Genomic DNA, 13,993 nt, shown 5'->3' with positions numbered 1-13,993 from the left:
GGCCCTGCATCCATTACCGCACTGTTCGGGGAGTGATGCGCTCATCCCCAAGGACGACTGCGGACGGTGGCGCTCCGGCGTAGGGAGTAGGTGATCCCCCGCCGGGAACCCCGCCGTGCCACCGGCGGCTCTCCCGACGGATCTTCTCCGGAACGTCCCCTCTGTCCCCCTACAGACGTCCGGTGTTGCGGGATCGTTCCCGGCCGGGCTGGGGTCCATGCCGGTGCAGCGCTTACCCTTGGGTTTTGTGTTCCGTAGCCGTGCCAAGGAAGAGAAGGCCCCGACCGCCGACAAGGCGCCGGTGACCCTCTCCAAGCAGCCCCGTGACCCGCAGGCCCCCAAGGGTCGGCCCACGCCCAAGCGCAGTGAGGCCCAGTCCCAGCGCCGCAGCGTCGCCCAGACCCCGACGAACCGCAAGGAGGCCGCGAAGCGCCAGCGTGAGGACCGGCGTCAGGCGCTGGCGCGGCAGCGCCAGGCCCTGGCCAGCGGTGACGAGCGCTATCTCCCGGCCCGGGACAAGGGCCCGGTCCGCAAGTTCGCCCGCGCCTGGGTGGACTCGCGGTTCAACGTGGCGGAGTTCTTCCTGCCGCTCGCCGTGGTGATCCTCGTGCTGAGCGTGGTGCGGGTGCCCGCGATCCAGAGCATCGCGCTGCTGCTGTGGCTGATCGTGATCGTGCTGATCGTCCTGGACGCGGCGTTCAGCGGCTTCCGTCTGAAGAAGCGGCTCAAGGAGCGCTTCCCGGACGAGAACACGCGCGGCGCGGTGGCCTACGCCCTGATGCGCTCCCTGCAGATGCGCCGGCTCCGGCTGCCGAAGCCGCAGGTCAAGCGCGGAGAGCGGCCCTGAGCGCAGACGCCTTCACCGGGGGCGCGGCCGACGCCTGGCTGAACAAGCTGGGCGGGCTGCGCGACGTCGTACGGCAGGAGCTGGTCGCCCGGCAGCTGGACGAGCAGATAGCCGGGCGGTTCCCGGTCGGGCAACGGCTGCGGGTGCTCGACGTGGGGATGGGTCAGGGCACCCAGGCGCTGCGGCTGGCCCGGCTCGGCCACCAGGTCACCGGGGTCGAGCAGGACGCGACGATGATCTCCGCCGCGCGTCAGGCCCTGGCCGGGGAGCCGGAGGGCATCCGCGCGCGGGTGCGGCTGGTGCAGGGTGACGGGCGGGACACCGGGGTGCACTTCCTGCCCGGCAGTTTCGACGTGGTGCTGTGCCACGGGGTCCTGATGTACGTCGAGGAGCCCGATCCGCTGGTGGCGGGCCTGGCCCGGATGCTCGCGCCCGGCGGACTGCTGTCGCTGCTCGTGCGCAACGGCGACGCGCTCGCCATGCGGCCGGGTCTGTCCGGGGACTGGGCGGGGGCGCTGGCCGCTTTCGACACCACCGCCTACCGCAACCGCCTGGGGCTGGACGTGCGCGCCGACCGGCTGGCCGCTCTGACCGCCACGCTCGCCGGCATCGCGGCCCCGCTGCACGCCTGGTACGGCGTGCGGGTCTTCACGGACACCGCGGCCGACGACACCGAGATACCCGAGGATCTTCAGACGCTGCTCGCGGCCGAGGAGCGGGCCGGACGCACCGATCCGTATCGCCGGATGGCTGCGCTGCTGCACCTGTGTGGCGTACGGGGCTGATCCCGTTCGGCGCACGGCCGCGGACGGACCGTCAGCGAGGCGGACTTTCGGTGAGGAGGGGGCCACCCCTCCTCACTCCCGGCCGGATCAGGCGTCGGCGTCGGCGTGCAGGCTCATCGGTCCGTAGATCTCGGCGCTCTCCTCGAACAGCCGCACCTGATCGGCCCCGCCCTCCTGGAGCGCCTTCCAGTGCTCACCGATCCAGGACTCGGCATCCCCCTGCGTGGTGAACTCCTCGGGCTGCACCGCGGGCTGGACCTCCGTCCCGTCGGCCTTCTCGAACCGCCACGTCCATGCCGTCATGTGGGCCTCCTTTGATCCAACACCTGCTGGCAGCCTAGTCGGGAGCGCAAGAGCTGCGAGGACAGGCGAAAATCGGTCTGTGGAAATCACTCTGCTCGGTACCGGTGCCCCCGCGGGACTGCCTCGCCCCGACTGCCCCTGCGCCGTTTGTGCGACCGCGCTCGGGCCGGACGCGCGGGCGGCGACCGCGGTGCTCGTGGACGGTGCGCTGCTGCTGGACCTCACGCCGGGCGCGGCGTTCGCGGCGGCGCGGGCGGGGCATTCGCTGGGCGGGGTGCGGCAGGTGCTGCTGTCGCACCCGCACGACGGTCCCGCGGTGGAGGTGCCGGCCGGGCTGCCGCAGCCCGGACGCGTCCCGGACGGGCGGGAGTTGGCGCTGCTGACGGGGCATCGGGTACGGGCTCTGGCGATGGACGCGGGCGGCACCGGGTACGCGGTGACCGGGCCGGACGGACAGCGGCTGCTGTATCTGCCGCCGGGCGGGGCCCCGGCCGGCCTGGAGGAGGCGACGGCGGAGTCGTACCAGATGGTCCTCGCCGACGTGGTGGGCCGCCCGGACGCGCTCGCGCGGCTGCGGGCGGTCGGCTCCGCCGGTCCGACGACGGACGTGATCGCCGTCCACCTCGACCATGACGTGCCGTCCGGACCGGAGTTGCGGCGGCGGCTCGCGGCGGCCGGCGCGCGGGCGGTGCCGGACGGTACGACGCTGGTGGTCGGGGTGTACGAGGACGTGCCGGACGTGCCGCGCCGGACGCTGGTGCTGGGCGGGGCGCGTTCGGGGAAGTCGGTGGAGGCCGAGCGGCGGCTGGAGTCCTTCCCGGACGTGCTGTACGTGGCGACCGGCGGGACGCGGGGCGGGGACACCGAGTGGGCGGAGCGGGTGGCCGCGCACCGGGAGCGGCGGCCGGGGTCGTGGCGTACGACCGAGACGACGGATCTGGTGCCGCTGCTGGCGCAGGACGGGCCGCCACTGCTGATCGACTGCCTGTCGCTGTGGCTGACGTACGTGATGGACGACGTGGGGGCGTGGGACGACGCGGAGTGGGCGGCCGGGGGCGAGAAGGCGTTGCGGGAGCGGGTGCTGGAGTTGACGGCGGCGGTGCGGGCGACTCGGCGGACCGTGGTGGCGGTCTCGAACGAGGTGGGTTCCGGGATCGTCCCCGCCACGGCGTCCGGGCGGCGGTACCGGGACGAACTGGGGCGGCTGAACGCGGCGTTCGCGGACGAGTGCGAGCAGGTGCTGCTGGTGGTGGCGGGGCAGGCGCTGGGCTTGCGCGGCTGAGAGCACGACGGGCCCGCGGCCGACGGCGATCCCCCGCCACGTCGTGCCTTTTCGCGGGTGTCACCGCGTGTCTTTGCGCGCGACGACGCGGAACGCGTTGGAGAAGGGCGTTCGGCGGAGCAGGGGGGCCAGCGTGTGGTCCACGATCGCGGCCGTGTCGAGCACCGGTGCCGCCACCGCCCTCACCAGGGGGTGGACGTGGGCCAGGGCGAGGGTGACGGCCGCCGACAGGTCGTAGGGGATGTGCGGGGCGCTGCGGTCCGTGACCAGGACCGTGCAGCCGAGGGTCTCCAGTTCCGCACGCAGGTTGGCCGGCGGCACCAGATGCAGGTGGCGGGGCTGGCCGTACGGAAGCCACCACCTGCCGAGCAGGGCGGCGAACGCGCACCGCGGGTTCGGGACCTCGACGATCAGGTGGCCGCCGGGGCGCAGCGCGGTGAGGGCGGCGCGCAGTTCGGCGCGCGGGTCGGGGGCGTGTTCCAGGTGGCGGAACATGCTGACCACGTCGTAGCGGGCACGCAGCCGGGCCGCCATGCCGGGCGTCATGAGGTAGCCGCGGTGGGCCTCCTCGACCCGGCCCTCCAGCAGCGCCTGTTCCACGCGCGCCGTGATGTCCAGGCCGTCGAAGCTGGTGTACGGGAAGAACTCCTTGGCCGCCTCGGGGAAGTGGGCGTGGCCCGTGCCCACGTCCAGCCAGCTCTCCGGCTCGGGCAGCGCCGACAGCTTGTGGGCGGTGGCACGGTGCCGGCGGCGGACCGCGCGGGAGGACAGGACCCGCTCGGTGAACTCCTCCAGGTGCCGTTCGTAGAAGTCCCGGTGGAAGAAGGCGAGCCCCTCCGCCGTGAGCCGGGGGTTCTGGAAGGCGTGGGCGCAGTCGCGGCACTCGTCGAGGGCGAACGTGCCCGGCCGGTGCCGCAGCGGGTCGGCCGCGCGCACCCGGGTGCGCAGCCGCGTGGAGCCGCACCAGGGGCAGTCCTCGCGGCGTGGCTCCTGGAACGTGTCGGTGGTGCCCGGGGGGACGAACGGCGTGGGGGGCGTGGTCGGCATGGGCGGCTCCCTGTGCGACATTCCGCTGCAAAGCGGAACGTATGGGATACCGATCTTGGGTGCAATGACGTCGTGGCGGTGTGGTGGCCATGTGGCGCCGGGGCGTTCGCCCTCCGGCTGTACTGTTCGGCGAATGAGCAGGCTTAATCTGGACGACTTCACCGATCTGATCGAGCGCCCGGACGGGGGCGTGCGCCGTGACGCCGAGGCCCGGCGGGAGCGCCAGATCGTGCCGCCCGGGGCCCTGGGGCGCCTCGACGAACTGGGCGAGTGGCTGGCCGCCGCGCAGGGGGCCGTACCGGTACGGCCGGTCGAACGGCCGCGGGTGGTCCTGTTCGCCGGTGACCACGGCATCGCCGAACTGGGCGTCTCGGCGCGGCCCGCGGGCGGCGCCGAGCAGCTGGTGCGGGCGGTGCTGGAGGGCGCGAGCCCGGTCGCGGTGCTCGCGCGGCGGCTCGACGTGCCCGTACGGGTGGTGGACCTGGCACTGGACTGCGATCCGGAGGCCTTCCCCGAGGACGTCGTACGGCACCGGGTGCGGCGGGGCAGCGGCCGTATCGACATCGAGGACGCGCTCAGCCTGGACGAGGCCGAGGCGGCCCTGCGGGCGGGCGTCGCGCTCGCCGACGAGGAGGCCGACTCGGGTACGGACTTGGTGGTGCTCGGCGACATCAGCGTGGGCGGGACCACGGCGGCTGCGGTGCTCGTCGCAGCGCTGTGCGGGACGGACGCGTCCGTGGTGACGGGGCGGGGCGGGCTGGCCATCGACGACCTGGCGTGGATGCGCAAGTGCGCGGCGATCCGGGACGCGCTGCGGCGGGCACGGCCGGTGCTCGGGGACCAGTTGCAGTTGCTGGCGACCGTCGGTGGTGCCGACCTCGCGGCGATGACCGGGTTCCTGCTGCAGTGCGCGGTACGCAAGCTGCCGGTGATCCTGGACGGGGTGGTGGCCGCCGCGTGCGCGCTGGTGGCGCAGCGGGTCGCCTTCCGGGCGCCGGACTGGTGGCTGGCCGGCCACGACAGCGGGGAACCGGGGCAGGCGAAGGCGCTGGACCGGATGGCGCTGGAGCCGCTGCTGGAGCAGGGCGTGAAGGTCGGCGAGGGCGCGGGCGCGCTGCTCGCGCTGCCGCTGGTACGGGCCGCCGCCGCGCTGGCGGCGGAGCTGCCCGAGAAGCCGGAGGCCGCGAAGGAGCCGGAGAAGGAGACGGAGACGGAGGAAGGGGAGGCGTAGTCGGTCACGCGGTGGTGGGCGGGAGAGCCGCGGCCGGAATGGTGCGGTTCGTCTGGGCAGCGCCCATATGATCCTGCCCTATGGGAGATGCCCGAATTGCCGTGCAGCCGCAAGCCGAACCGGGGCGCCCGAACGAGGAGGGGCGGCGGTCCACCGGGGTCTCCCGGAGAGCCGCCGCTCTCGCCGTCTGGTATCTGCGGACCGTCGCCTTCATCAACTTCCTCAGCGCCGTGTGGGTTTCACTCGGCCAGGACGTGCGCCGGCACAACCAGGACGACTTCTTCACGCCCTACCTGCTGACGGCCGGCTTCGCCTCCGGTGTGTTCACCGCGTTCCTGGCGATCACCATGCGGCGCCGGAAGCGGGCCGCGTGGATCCTGAACCTCGTGCTCAGCGGGGCCTTCCTCGCCCTGTTCGCGTTCGCCATGGCGTTCCCGGAGATCCGGCGGTACGCGCAGAACTGGATCTCCCTGGTGCTGACGGCCGCCTTCGTCGGGGCGCTGCTGGCGGGGCGGCGGGAGTTCTACGCCAAGGGCGACCGGTCCAACCCGCGGCTGGCGGCCACGGTCGCCGTGGGCGGCGGGCTGCTCGCCTCGCTGCTGGCCGGGCTGCTGGTGACGGTCACCGACCAGGCGCCGGACGCGGCCCGTTCGACGTTCCTGGAGCGCTGGCACTACGGCACCCTGCGGCTGGTGTCGGTGGCCGCCGAGGAGTCCCGCTTTCCCGGCATCGACCCGCCCAACTGGGCCAACGTGGCGATCAACGTGCTCAGCACGGTTCTGGTGCTCGCCGTGTTCTACGCCGCCTTCCGCTCCCGGCGGGCCGTCGACGCGCTCACCGAGGACGACGAGAAGCGGCTGCGGGCCCTGCTGGACCGGCACGGCGAGCGGGACTCGCTCGGCTACTTCGCGCTGCGCCGGGAGAAGAGCGTGGTGTGGTCGCCGACCGGCAAGGCGGCCGTCGCCTACCGCGTGGTCGGCGGAGTGAGCCTGGCCTCCGGGGACCCGATCGGGGACCCGGAGGCCTGGCCGGGGGCGATCGTGCCGTGGCTCGCGGAGGCACGGGCCCATGGCTGGATCCCGGCGGTGATGGGGGCGGGCGAGGAGGCCGGCACCGTCTACGCCCGGCACGGTCTGGACGCGCTGGAACTCGGTGACGAGGCGATCGTGGAGGTCGCCGAGTTCACGCTGGAGGGGCGGGCGATGCGCACCGTCCGGCAGGCGTACAACCGGGTGGGCCGGGCCGGGTACCAGGTGCGCATCCGCCGTCACGAGGACATCCCGGCGAACGAGATGGCGCATCTCCTGGAGCGTGCGGACGACTGGCGGGACGGGGCGACCGAGCGCGGTTTCAGCATGGCCCTCGGCCGGCTCGGGGACCCCGAGGACGGGCGGTGCGTGATGCTGGAGTGCACGGACGCCGAGGGACGGCTGCGGGCCCTGCTCTCCTTCGTGCCCTGGGGGCCGAACGGGCTGTCGCTGGACCTCATGCGGCGGGACCGGGACTCCGACAACGGCCTGATGGAGTTCATGGTCATCGACCTGCTGCGGCGGGCCGACGAGATCGGGATCACGCAGGTCTCGCTGAACTTCGCGATGTTCCGGTCGGTCTTCGAACGTGGCGCGCGCCTCGGTGCCGGTCCGGTGCTGAGGCTGTGGCGGTCGCTGCTCAGCTTCTTCTCCCGCTGGTGGCAGATCGAGTCGCTGTACCGCGCCAACGCCAAGTACCGGCCCATCTGGGAGCCACGGTTCCTGCTCTTCGAGAAGAGCGCGGACCTGCCGCGCATCGGCCTCGCCTCGGCCCGCGCCGAGGGATTCCTGGAGGCGCCGGGACTGCCCAAGTGGCTGCACCGCAGGCATCTGGACACGCACCGGTAACCGCACGGACCACCGCACGGACGAGGAACGCTTGATGGGAACGGTCGCCCGCTGGGCCCGCGCCGAGTGGGGGCTGCTGTACGTCACCGTGCGTGAGCCCCTGCGCAAGAGGCGTCTGCGAGCGCTGCCGATGACCCTCACGGCGGTCTGTCTGACGGCCTGTCTGCAGTACGTGCAGAACCAGCCGTGGGGCTTTCGACCGGTGCAGGCCCTGGGTGCCGTACAGGCCGAGGACCCGCTGTGGCTGGCCCTGCTGCGCACTCCCCTGTCGCTGTTCGTGCCCGCGTTGGACCTGCCGGTGTGGGGTGCGCTGGCGCAGATCCTGCTGGTGTTCGGGATCGCCGAGCTGTGCCTGGGCTGGTGGCGGACGCTGGTCATCGCGTACGTCGCCACGCTCGCCGGGACGCTGTACGCGCGCGTGGGGATCACCCTCGGCCCGCACGCCCCGTTCGGGCTGCCCTGGACCGACGCGCAGGTGGTGGACACCGGCCCGTCGGCGGCCGTGGTGGGGCTCGCGGTGTTCGTGAGCTGGCGGTACGGCGCCTATCTGACGGCGGGTGCGGTGACCGTGGCGATGGTCGTGGAGGTCCTGCTCAAGGAGAACCTGGCCGGCAAGGAGCATCTGGCCGCGCTGATGGCGGTGGGGGTGCTCTGCCTGGCGGTGGCACTGCGGCACCGGTACGGGCACGGGCGGGGGCGCGGACACGACCGCGGGCACGGGCGGGGGCACGGCCGGGGGCAGCGACATGGGCACGGACACGACCACGGGCACGGGCAGGGGCACGGGCAGGACCGCGGGCAGGGGCCGCAAGGGTGCCTCCGGTGGTGGCGGGGTGGTGCTCAGCGGCGGCCGGGCAGCCGGACCGGCCGGGGGTCGGGTCTGCCGCCGATCCAGTCCTGAACGACCCGGCGCGGACCGGCCCAGCGGCGGTCGTGGCGGTAGGCGCGCAGGGCGGCCTTGGCGCGGGCGCGGGGACGGCGGCCGTAGAAGCGGCGGGACCACGGGGAGCCGGGACGGGCCAGCCGGACGGCGCCGACGAGCGCGACCAGCGGCACGATCGCCCCGAAGATCGCGATGCGGGCCTTGCCCTTGCCCAGGGCGATGAGCGAGAAGAGGAAGTTCATGGCGATGGTGCTGATGACACCGCCGCGGTCCTGCAGTTCCTCCTGGGTCAGGTCGTTGACGCCGAACGGGGCGAAGCCCGCCAGCAGCAGGCCGACCAGGGCGGCGGTGAGCACGACGACCTCGACGCTCTTGCGGCCCTCCTCGCTCCAGTAGACGTCGTCCAGGTGCAGGATCAGCGCGAACTCGTCCAGGACCAGTCCGGCGCCCATGCCGAACAGGACGGCGGAGATGATCGCGCCGGCGCCTTGCCGGTCGCTGGCGACCGCGCCGAAGCCGCCGACGATCGTGAGGACGACGCCGGGCACGACGTGGTGGATGTGCAGCCCGCCCGCCTTGACGTTGCCGAACGGGCCCTTGCCGGCCCGGATCAGGCGGGTGATGACCCGGGTGATCAGGAAGGTCAGGACGAAGGCGGCGAGGGCGATCAGCAACGGAAGTTTGCCCGGTTCGACGATGTTCCGCTCCCACCAGTGCCCCATATGCGCACCTTATCCCTGGGGGCGGGGGGCGGCCCCGCGACCGCCGGGTAACCTGCGCCGGTGCTCAACTCCTCGCCCTTCCACGGCCTCCGCTTCGCCTTCGGCACGCTCACCGTGCTGCCCGTCCGGGTGCGCCGGTGGGACCGGGAGGCCGCCCGCGGGGGGATGCTGACCGCCCCGGTGGCCGGTCTGGTCGTCGGCGGCTGCGCGGCGGGGCTGGGGCTGGGGCTGCTCGTCCTGGGCGCCGGTCCGCTGCTCGCCGCCGTCGCCTCCGTCGCCGTACCCGCCGCGCTGACCCGCGGGCTGCATCTCGACGGGCTCGCCGACACCGCCGACGGGCTGGGCAGCGGCAAGCCGGCCGAGGACGCGCTCAGGATCATGAAGCAGTCGGACATCGGGCCGTTCGGAGTGCTCACGCTCGTCCTGGTGCTGCTGGCCCAGGTCGCCGTGCTGGCCCAGCTCTACGCCGGCTCCTGGGCGCGGGGTGCGCTGGCCGCCGTCGTCTCGGCGACCGCCGCCCGCCTCGCGCTCACCCTGGCCGCCCGCACCGGAGTGCCGGCCGCCCGCCCGGAGGGGCTGGGCGCGGCGGTGGCCGGCGTGGTGCCCAGGGGCGCGGCCCTGGCCGTGGCGATCGGCGTGGTCGCGGCGGCCGGGGCGGCGGGCGTCCGCCTCGGCGGGTACGACGGCGCGCGCACCGCCCTCGCGGTGCTCGCCGCCGTCGCCGTCGCCGAACTCCTGCTGCGCCGCTGCACCCGCCGCTTCGGCGGGGTCACCGGGGACGTGTTCGGGGCCCTCGCGGAGACGGCGGCGACGACCGCGCTCGTGGTGCTGTCCCTGGGGCGCTAGGGGCTTCGTTCGGATCAGCCCGGGTCCGCCCCGATCCGAACGAAACCCCCTGGACCGGTCCGGGCCGTGGGGCGGCGTCCCCCGGGGGAGCCCCCGCCCCCGGCTCCTGCGGCATGCCCGTGACGAGCCGCGCTGCGCCGCTACGGCAGCTTCAGCGTGAGCGCGGACTGGAGCAGGCCCGGTGCCGCCCAGGCCGACCGCTTGCCGGCGTAGGCCGTGCCGAACGTGGTCGTGCCCAGCACCTGCTGCTGCTTCGTCCCCTCCGGTGCCGTCACCGGGATCCGGGTGCCGGACGGCGCGGTGACCGTGACGGTGTCGCCGATCCGGTAGGCGGTGACCCTGCCCGCGTCGAGCGCGGTCTGCCACCTGGCCCGGTTCTGCAGTTCGGCGCCGATGGCGCTCTGGCGGAGGTTGACGATCGGGGTGTTGGCCGCGAACAGGGCCTGGTAGTCGGCCAGGACGCGGTCCAGGACCGGGTAGAGGATGCGGTCCTCGGCCAGGTTGGACTGGTGGGCGTAGTGCGGGCGCGGGTCGTTGCCGAGCACGTGCCCGAGGTCGGTGTGCGCCTCGGCGGGCACGATGTGGTCGGTGAACCCGGTGGCCGTGTCCAGCGGCTGCGGCAGACAGGTCGAGGTCGGGTTGTTCTCGCAGATCCCGCTGCCGCCGTCCGCCTCGGACGTGTAGATCCAGTTGTACTCGTCGGCCATCTCGGCCTCGGTGCCCACGTTGTAGTACACGTTCATCGGGTAGCGCGGCACGGTGAGCGTGCTGCTGCCCACGGCCCGCTGCTCGGACTCGCGGGAGTTGTCCGAGGCGGTCCACTTCACGCCGTTCGTGGCCAGGGCGGGCCCGAGGTTCGGGTTGTCCTGCGGCTGCTGGGGCAGTGTCTTCAGGCCCGAGTGCTCACCGGTGACCAGTTCTCCGCGGTCGACGGAGAGGCCGTGCTGGAGTGCCCAGGTGTGGTTGTCCGCGATCTCCCCGGAGATGTCGGAGCGGCTCACCCACTTCGTCGAGCCGTCGGCGTTCTTCGCGCAGGACCACGGCACGGTCGAGGTGTCCTGGACGCAGCCGAGGAACAGGTGGGTGTAGGTGTGGTTCACCCACCGGTACTCGGCCTTGTCCTGCAGGAGCCGGTCGGCCAGCGCGTCGGTGCCGCCGTGCTCGCTCTTCCACTCCTCGCCGGCGCCCGCGTTGAAGACCATGTCGAGGGTGAAGCCGTGGCTCTGCTGCCAGGAGGCCGCGTACTGGGCGTCGGCCGCGGTCATCCGGATCGGCGTGGTCGTGTCGGTGCCGCCGGCGTCGCCGCAGTCGATGTCGCCGGGCGTGCAGTTGCGCTCGGTGTCCCAGCGGGCGTCCGGGGCGAAGACGTCGTCGACGTGCACGGCGAAGTAGTTGCGGGCCTGCCCCAGGTGGACGCCCTGGGTCAGCCACTCGACCATGCCGCGGGCCAGCACCCGGAACTGCTGCTGGTACTGGTTGTAGGCGAAGGTCACCACCAGCTCGCGGCGGCCGTCGTGCGCGTACTCACCGAGCAGGCTGCCGGTGCCGGTGCCGCCGGGGACGGGGGTGTCGGCATAGCTGGTGAAGCCGGTGCGCGGCTGTGCGACGAAGCCGTAACTCTCGTCCACCGAGGGCGAGTTGTCCTCGAAGGTGAAGGAGTCCTTCAGGTATCCGAACGGGCCCGCCCGGCCGGCCGCGCTGACGGTGGCCGTGCGCCCGTCGAGGGTTCCGGCATAGCCGTTGCCGTCGGTGTAGTCGAGGCCCACCTCGGGGTGCGCCCAGGTGTAGGCGTCGAGCTGCGGGATGCCGTACGTCCTCTCGTACGTCTCCAGGGCCGTCTGCTCGGCCGAGCCCGCGCCGAAGGGGGCCTCGTTCGGCAGGACCACGCCCTGGAACTTCGCGCGGGGCCGGCCGCCGACCGTGTCGCTCAGGAAGGCGCCGGTGATCGTGGGCCGGCCGGAGTCGTCCAGGTCCACGGTGGTGTACGGGATGCCCTCGCTCCGCAGCTGGGCGGTGACGGCGCCGACCGGGCCCGCGCCGTCGTCGACGACCAGGACCCGCAGGTCGACGCGCGGATCGGTCGCGGCCGACGCGTCCGGCGCGGCCAGTCCCAGCGTGATCATCCCCGCGGCCGTGGCGGTGACGCCGGCCGCTCTCCAGCGGTGTGTCCGACGAGTCATGACAGGTTCTCCCCCCAGAAGACCCTCGCCGACGGATCCGTGCCGGAACCGCGGAGAGTCAGTGGAAATCATGCGAATCGGCGGACAGAAGGCCCACCGGAACCCGACGAGTGTGGCTCAGGTCACCGGCGCCCAGGAGGAGAAGAGGCCACGACGCCACGCAGGGGTGAACACCCGCAGGAATGAGCGAACGCCCGCACGCGCGTAGTCTCGTCACGGGTGTTCGCCGACAGGGTGAAGGCCCCGGTTGCCACCTGTCCCAGGGCCTGGGCCTAGGGTCGGCTCTCGGGCCCGGTCGACCCACCCCATATCGGCCACAGCAACTTCACATCGGAAGCGAGATCTCACCACCGTGACTGCTCTGACTCTCAGCACCGCCGCGGCGCCCGGCCTCCGGGCCGACGCGATCGTGATCGGTGTCGCCAAGGGCGCCAAGGGCCCCGTCGTGGCGCCGGGCGCCGAAGCCGTGGACAAGGCGTACGACGGCAGGCTGGCCGGCGTTCTGGAGACCCTCGGCGCCTCGGGTGCCGAGGGCGAGCTGACGAAGCTGCCCGCCCCGGCCGGCTTCAAGGCGCCGCTCGTGGTGGCGGTGGGCCTGGGCGCGGAGCCCGGCACCAAGAACGCCGACGACGCCGACGCCGGCTACGACGCCGAGGCGCTGCGCAAGGCCGCCGGCGTGGCGGCCCGCGCCCTCGCCGGGTCCAGGAAGGCCGCGTTCGCGCTGCCCGTCGACAGCCCCGGCGCCGTCGAGGCGATCGGCGAGGGCGTGCTGCTCGGCGCGTACTCGTTCGACACGTACAAGGAGAACGGCCGTCAGGCCCAGCGCGCCGCCAAGGCCAAGAACGGCAAGGCGCCGCTGGCCGAGGCCACGCTGCTCGGCGGCAAGCCGCGCGACGCCGCCCACAAGGGTGCCGTCGCCCGCGCGCTCGCGGTCTCCGAGGAGCTGAACCGCGCCCGCGACCTGATCAACACCCCGCCGAACGACCTCACCCCCGCGATCTTCGCCGGCATCGCGCAGGCCGCGGCCAAGGAGCACGGCATCAAGGTGCAGGTGCTCGACGACAAGGCCCTGACCAAGGGCGGCTACGGCGGCATCCTGGGCGTCGGCGGCGGTTCGGCCGCTGCCCCGCGCCTGGTGAAGCTGTCGTACACGCACCCCAAGGCGGAGAAGCACCTGGCCTACGTGGGCAAGGGCATCACCTACGACTCGGGCGGCATCTCCCTGAAGCCCGCCGGGCACAACGAGACGATGAAGTGCGACATGAGCGGTGCCGCCGCCGTGTTCGCCGCCGTCGTCGCCGCCGCCCGGCTCGGCCTGGAGGTCAACGTCACCGGCTGGCTGGCGCTGGCCGAGAACATGCCGTCCGGTTCCGCCGTGCGCCCGGGTGACGTGCTGCGCATGTACAGCGGCAAGACCGTCGAGGTCCTCAACACCGACGCGGAGGGCCGGCTGGTCCTCGCCGACGCGCTGTGGGCGGCCTCGCAGGAGAACCCGGACGCCATCGTGGACGTCGCCACGCTGACCGGCGCGATGATGCTGGCGCTGGGCAGCCGGACCTTCGGTGTCATGGCCAACGACGACGCGTTCCGCTCCGCGGTGCACGAGGCGGCGGAGGAGGTCGGCGAGCCGGCGTGGCCGATGCCGCTGCCGGAGCACCTGCGCAAGGGCATGGACTCCTCCGTCGCGGACATCGCGAACATGGGCGAGCGGATGGGCGGCGGCCTGGTCGCCGGTCTGTTCCTGCGCGAGTTCGTCGGCGAGGGGATCACCTGGGCGCACCTCGACATCGCCGGCCCGGCGTTCAACGAGGGGGGCCCGTTCGGGTACACGCCCAAGGGCGGCACGGGTTCCGCGGTGCGCACGCTGGTGCGGCTGGCCGAGCTGACCGCCGCGGGTGACCTGGGCTGACGGTCGCCCGACACCTCGGGTCGCCGTGTCGGTACGGCGACCCGTGGGGGCGTGGGGGGCTCGTCACGCAGTTCCCCGCGC

12 protein-coding genes are annotated in these 13,993 nt (G+C 73.3%); 8 read left to right on the top strand and 4 right to left on the bottom strand.

Features of this window, described 5'->3' with window-relative positions; genetic code table 11:
- The first annotated feature begins 217 nt into the window (after positions 1-217).
- Both ACZ5CW_RS39390 and ACZ5CW_RS39385 read left to right on the top strand, forming a co-directional pair.
- A complete protein-coding gene (locus tag ACZ5CW_RS39390; RefSeq protein ID WP_468610321.1) occupies positions 218-847 on the top strand; it encodes a DUF3043 domain-containing protein in 630 nt (209 codons plus the stop codon).
- Between the two features lie 80 nt (positions 848-927).
- The gene (locus ACZ5CW_RS39385; RefSeq protein WP_468610348.1) at positions 928-1,632 is read left to right on the top strand and encodes a class I SAM-dependent methyltransferase; all 705 of its coding nucleotides are present in this window, start codon (positions 928-930) and stop codon (positions 1,630-1,632) included.
- Between the two features lie 87 nt (positions 1,633-1,719).
- Here the strand turns inward: ACZ5CW_RS39385 and ACZ5CW_RS39380 are convergent, their stop codons facing one another.
- Positions 1,720-1,935, bottom strand: coding sequence for a hypothetical protein (locus ACZ5CW_RS39380; RefSeq protein WP_468610319.1), 216 nt, complete (start codon positions 1,933-1,935; stop codon positions 1,720-1,722).
- A gap of 79 nt (positions 1,936-2,014) precedes the next feature.
- Here ACZ5CW_RS39380 and ACZ5CW_RS39375 point away from each other — a divergent pair, with 79 nt between their 5' ends.
- Positions 2,015-3,217, top strand: a complete 1,203-nt coding sequence (locus ACZ5CW_RS39375) for a bifunctional adenosylcobinamide kinase/adenosylcobinamide-phosphate guanylyltransferase (RefSeq protein ID WP_468610317.1) — start codon at positions 2,015-2,017, stop codon at positions 3,215-3,217.
- Between the two features lie 60 nt (positions 3,218-3,277).
- On the opposite strand, the gene ACZ5CW_RS39370 is transcribed toward ACZ5CW_RS39375, so the two are convergent.
- A complete protein-coding gene (locus ACZ5CW_RS39370; RefSeq protein WP_468610315.1) occupies positions 3,278-4,264 on the bottom strand; it encodes a class I SAM-dependent methyltransferase in 987 nt (328 codons plus the stop codon).
- Positions 4,265-4,397: 133 nt separating this feature from the next.
- Here ACZ5CW_RS39370 and cobT point away from each other — a divergent pair, with 133 nt between their 5' ends.
- The 3 genes from cobT to ACZ5CW_RS39355 all read left to right on the top strand — a co-directional run bounded on the left by cobT (position 4,398) and on the right by ACZ5CW_RS39355 (position 8,273).
- The gene (cobT, locus tag ACZ5CW_RS39365) at positions 4,398-5,495 is read left to right on the top strand and encodes a nicotinate-nucleotide--dimethylbenzimidazole phosphoribosyltransferase (RefSeq protein ID WP_468610313.1); all 1,098 of its coding nucleotides are present in this window, start codon (positions 4,398-4,400) and stop codon (positions 5,493-5,495) included.
- A gap of 80 nt (positions 5,496-5,575) precedes the next feature.
- Positions 5,576-7,372 carry a phosphatidylglycerol lysyltransferase domain-containing protein gene (locus ACZ5CW_RS39360; RefSeq protein ID WP_468610311.1) on the top strand — a complete coding sequence of 599 codons (1,797 nt, stop codon included), beginning with the start codon at positions 5,576-5,578 and terminating at the stop codon, positions 7,370-7,372.
- Between the two features lie 34 nt (positions 7,373-7,406).
- Entirely contained in the window at positions 7,407-8,273 is an 867-nt protein-coding gene (locus ACZ5CW_RS39355; protein WP_468610309.1) for a hypothetical protein, read from the top strand.
- Here the strand turns inward: ACZ5CW_RS39355 and ACZ5CW_RS39350 are convergent.
- On the bottom strand, positions 8,213-8,977 hold the full coding sequence (locus ACZ5CW_RS39350; RefSeq protein ID WP_468610307.1) for a hypothetical protein: 765 nt from the start codon (positions 8,975-8,977) through the stop codon (positions 8,213-8,215). The genes ACZ5CW_RS39355 and ACZ5CW_RS39350 overlap by 61 nt on opposite strands.
- A gap of 60 nt (positions 8,978-9,037) precedes the next feature.
- On the opposite strand from ACZ5CW_RS39350, the gene ACZ5CW_RS39345 reads away from it, so the two are divergent.
- Entirely contained in the window at positions 9,038-9,823 is a 786-nt protein-coding gene (locus tag ACZ5CW_RS39345; protein ID WP_468610305.1) for an adenosylcobinamide-GDP ribazoletransferase, read from the top strand.
- 140 nt (positions 9,824-9,963) lie between these two features.
- On the opposite strand, the gene ACZ5CW_RS39340 is transcribed toward ACZ5CW_RS39345, so the two are convergent.
- On the bottom strand, positions 9,964-12,003 hold the full coding sequence (locus tag ACZ5CW_RS39340; RefSeq protein WP_468610303.1) for a hypothetical protein: 2,040 nt from the start codon (positions 12,001-12,003) through the stop codon (positions 9,964-9,966).
- Positions 12,004-12,355: 352 nt separating this feature from the next.
- Here ACZ5CW_RS39340 and ACZ5CW_RS39335 point away from each other — a divergent pair, with 352 nt between their 5' ends.
- Positions 12,356-13,912 carry a leucyl aminopeptidase gene (locus tag ACZ5CW_RS39335; protein ID WP_468610301.1) on the top strand — a complete coding sequence of 519 codons (1,557 nt, stop codon included), beginning with the start codon at positions 12,356-12,358 and terminating at the stop codon, positions 13,910-13,912.
- Positions 13,913-13,993 lie beyond the last annotated feature (81 nt).

The organism is Streptomyces sp. NPDC031379 (assembly GCF_055569615.1).
The sequence above is the reverse complement of the archived record's forward strand: the minus strand, read 5'-3'. Positions and strand labels throughout refer to the sequence as shown.

What these genes read in the sequence shown, in the direction of transcription:
- ACZ5CW_RS39380 (WP_468610319.1), bottom strand. Translation starts at nt 1,935, where the DNA reads ATGACGGCATGGACGTGGCGGTTCGAGAAGGCCGACGGGACGGAGGTC.
- ACZ5CW_RS39370 (WP_468610315.1), bottom strand. Translation starts at nt 4,264, where the DNA reads ATGCCGACCACGCCCCCCACGCCGTTCGTCCCCCCGGGCACCACCGAC.
- ACZ5CW_RS39350 (WP_468610307.1), bottom strand. Translation starts at nt 8,977, where the DNA reads ATGGGGCACTGGTGGGAGCGGAACATCGTCGAACCGGGCAAACTTCCG.
- cobT (WP_468610313.1), top strand. Translation starts at nt 4,398, where the DNA reads ATGAGCAGGCTTAATCTGGACGACTTCACCGATCTGATCGAGCGCCCG.
- ACZ5CW_RS39355 (WP_468610309.1), top strand. Translation starts at nt 7,407, where the DNA reads ATGGGAACGGTCGCCCGCTGGGCCCGCGCCGAGTGGGGGCTGCTGTAC.
- ACZ5CW_RS39390 (WP_468610321.1), top strand. Translation starts at nt 218, where the DNA reads ATGCCGGTGCAGCGCTTACCCTTGGGTTTTGTGTTCCGTAGCCGTGCC.
- ACZ5CW_RS39340 (WP_468610303.1), bottom strand. Translation starts at nt 12,003, where the DNA reads ATGACTCGTCGGACACACCGCTGGAGAGCGGCCGGCGTCACCGCCACG.
- ACZ5CW_RS39360 (WP_468610311.1), top strand. Translation starts at nt 5,576, where the DNA reads ATGGGAGATGCCCGAATTGCCGTGCAGCCGCAAGCCGAACCGGGGCGC.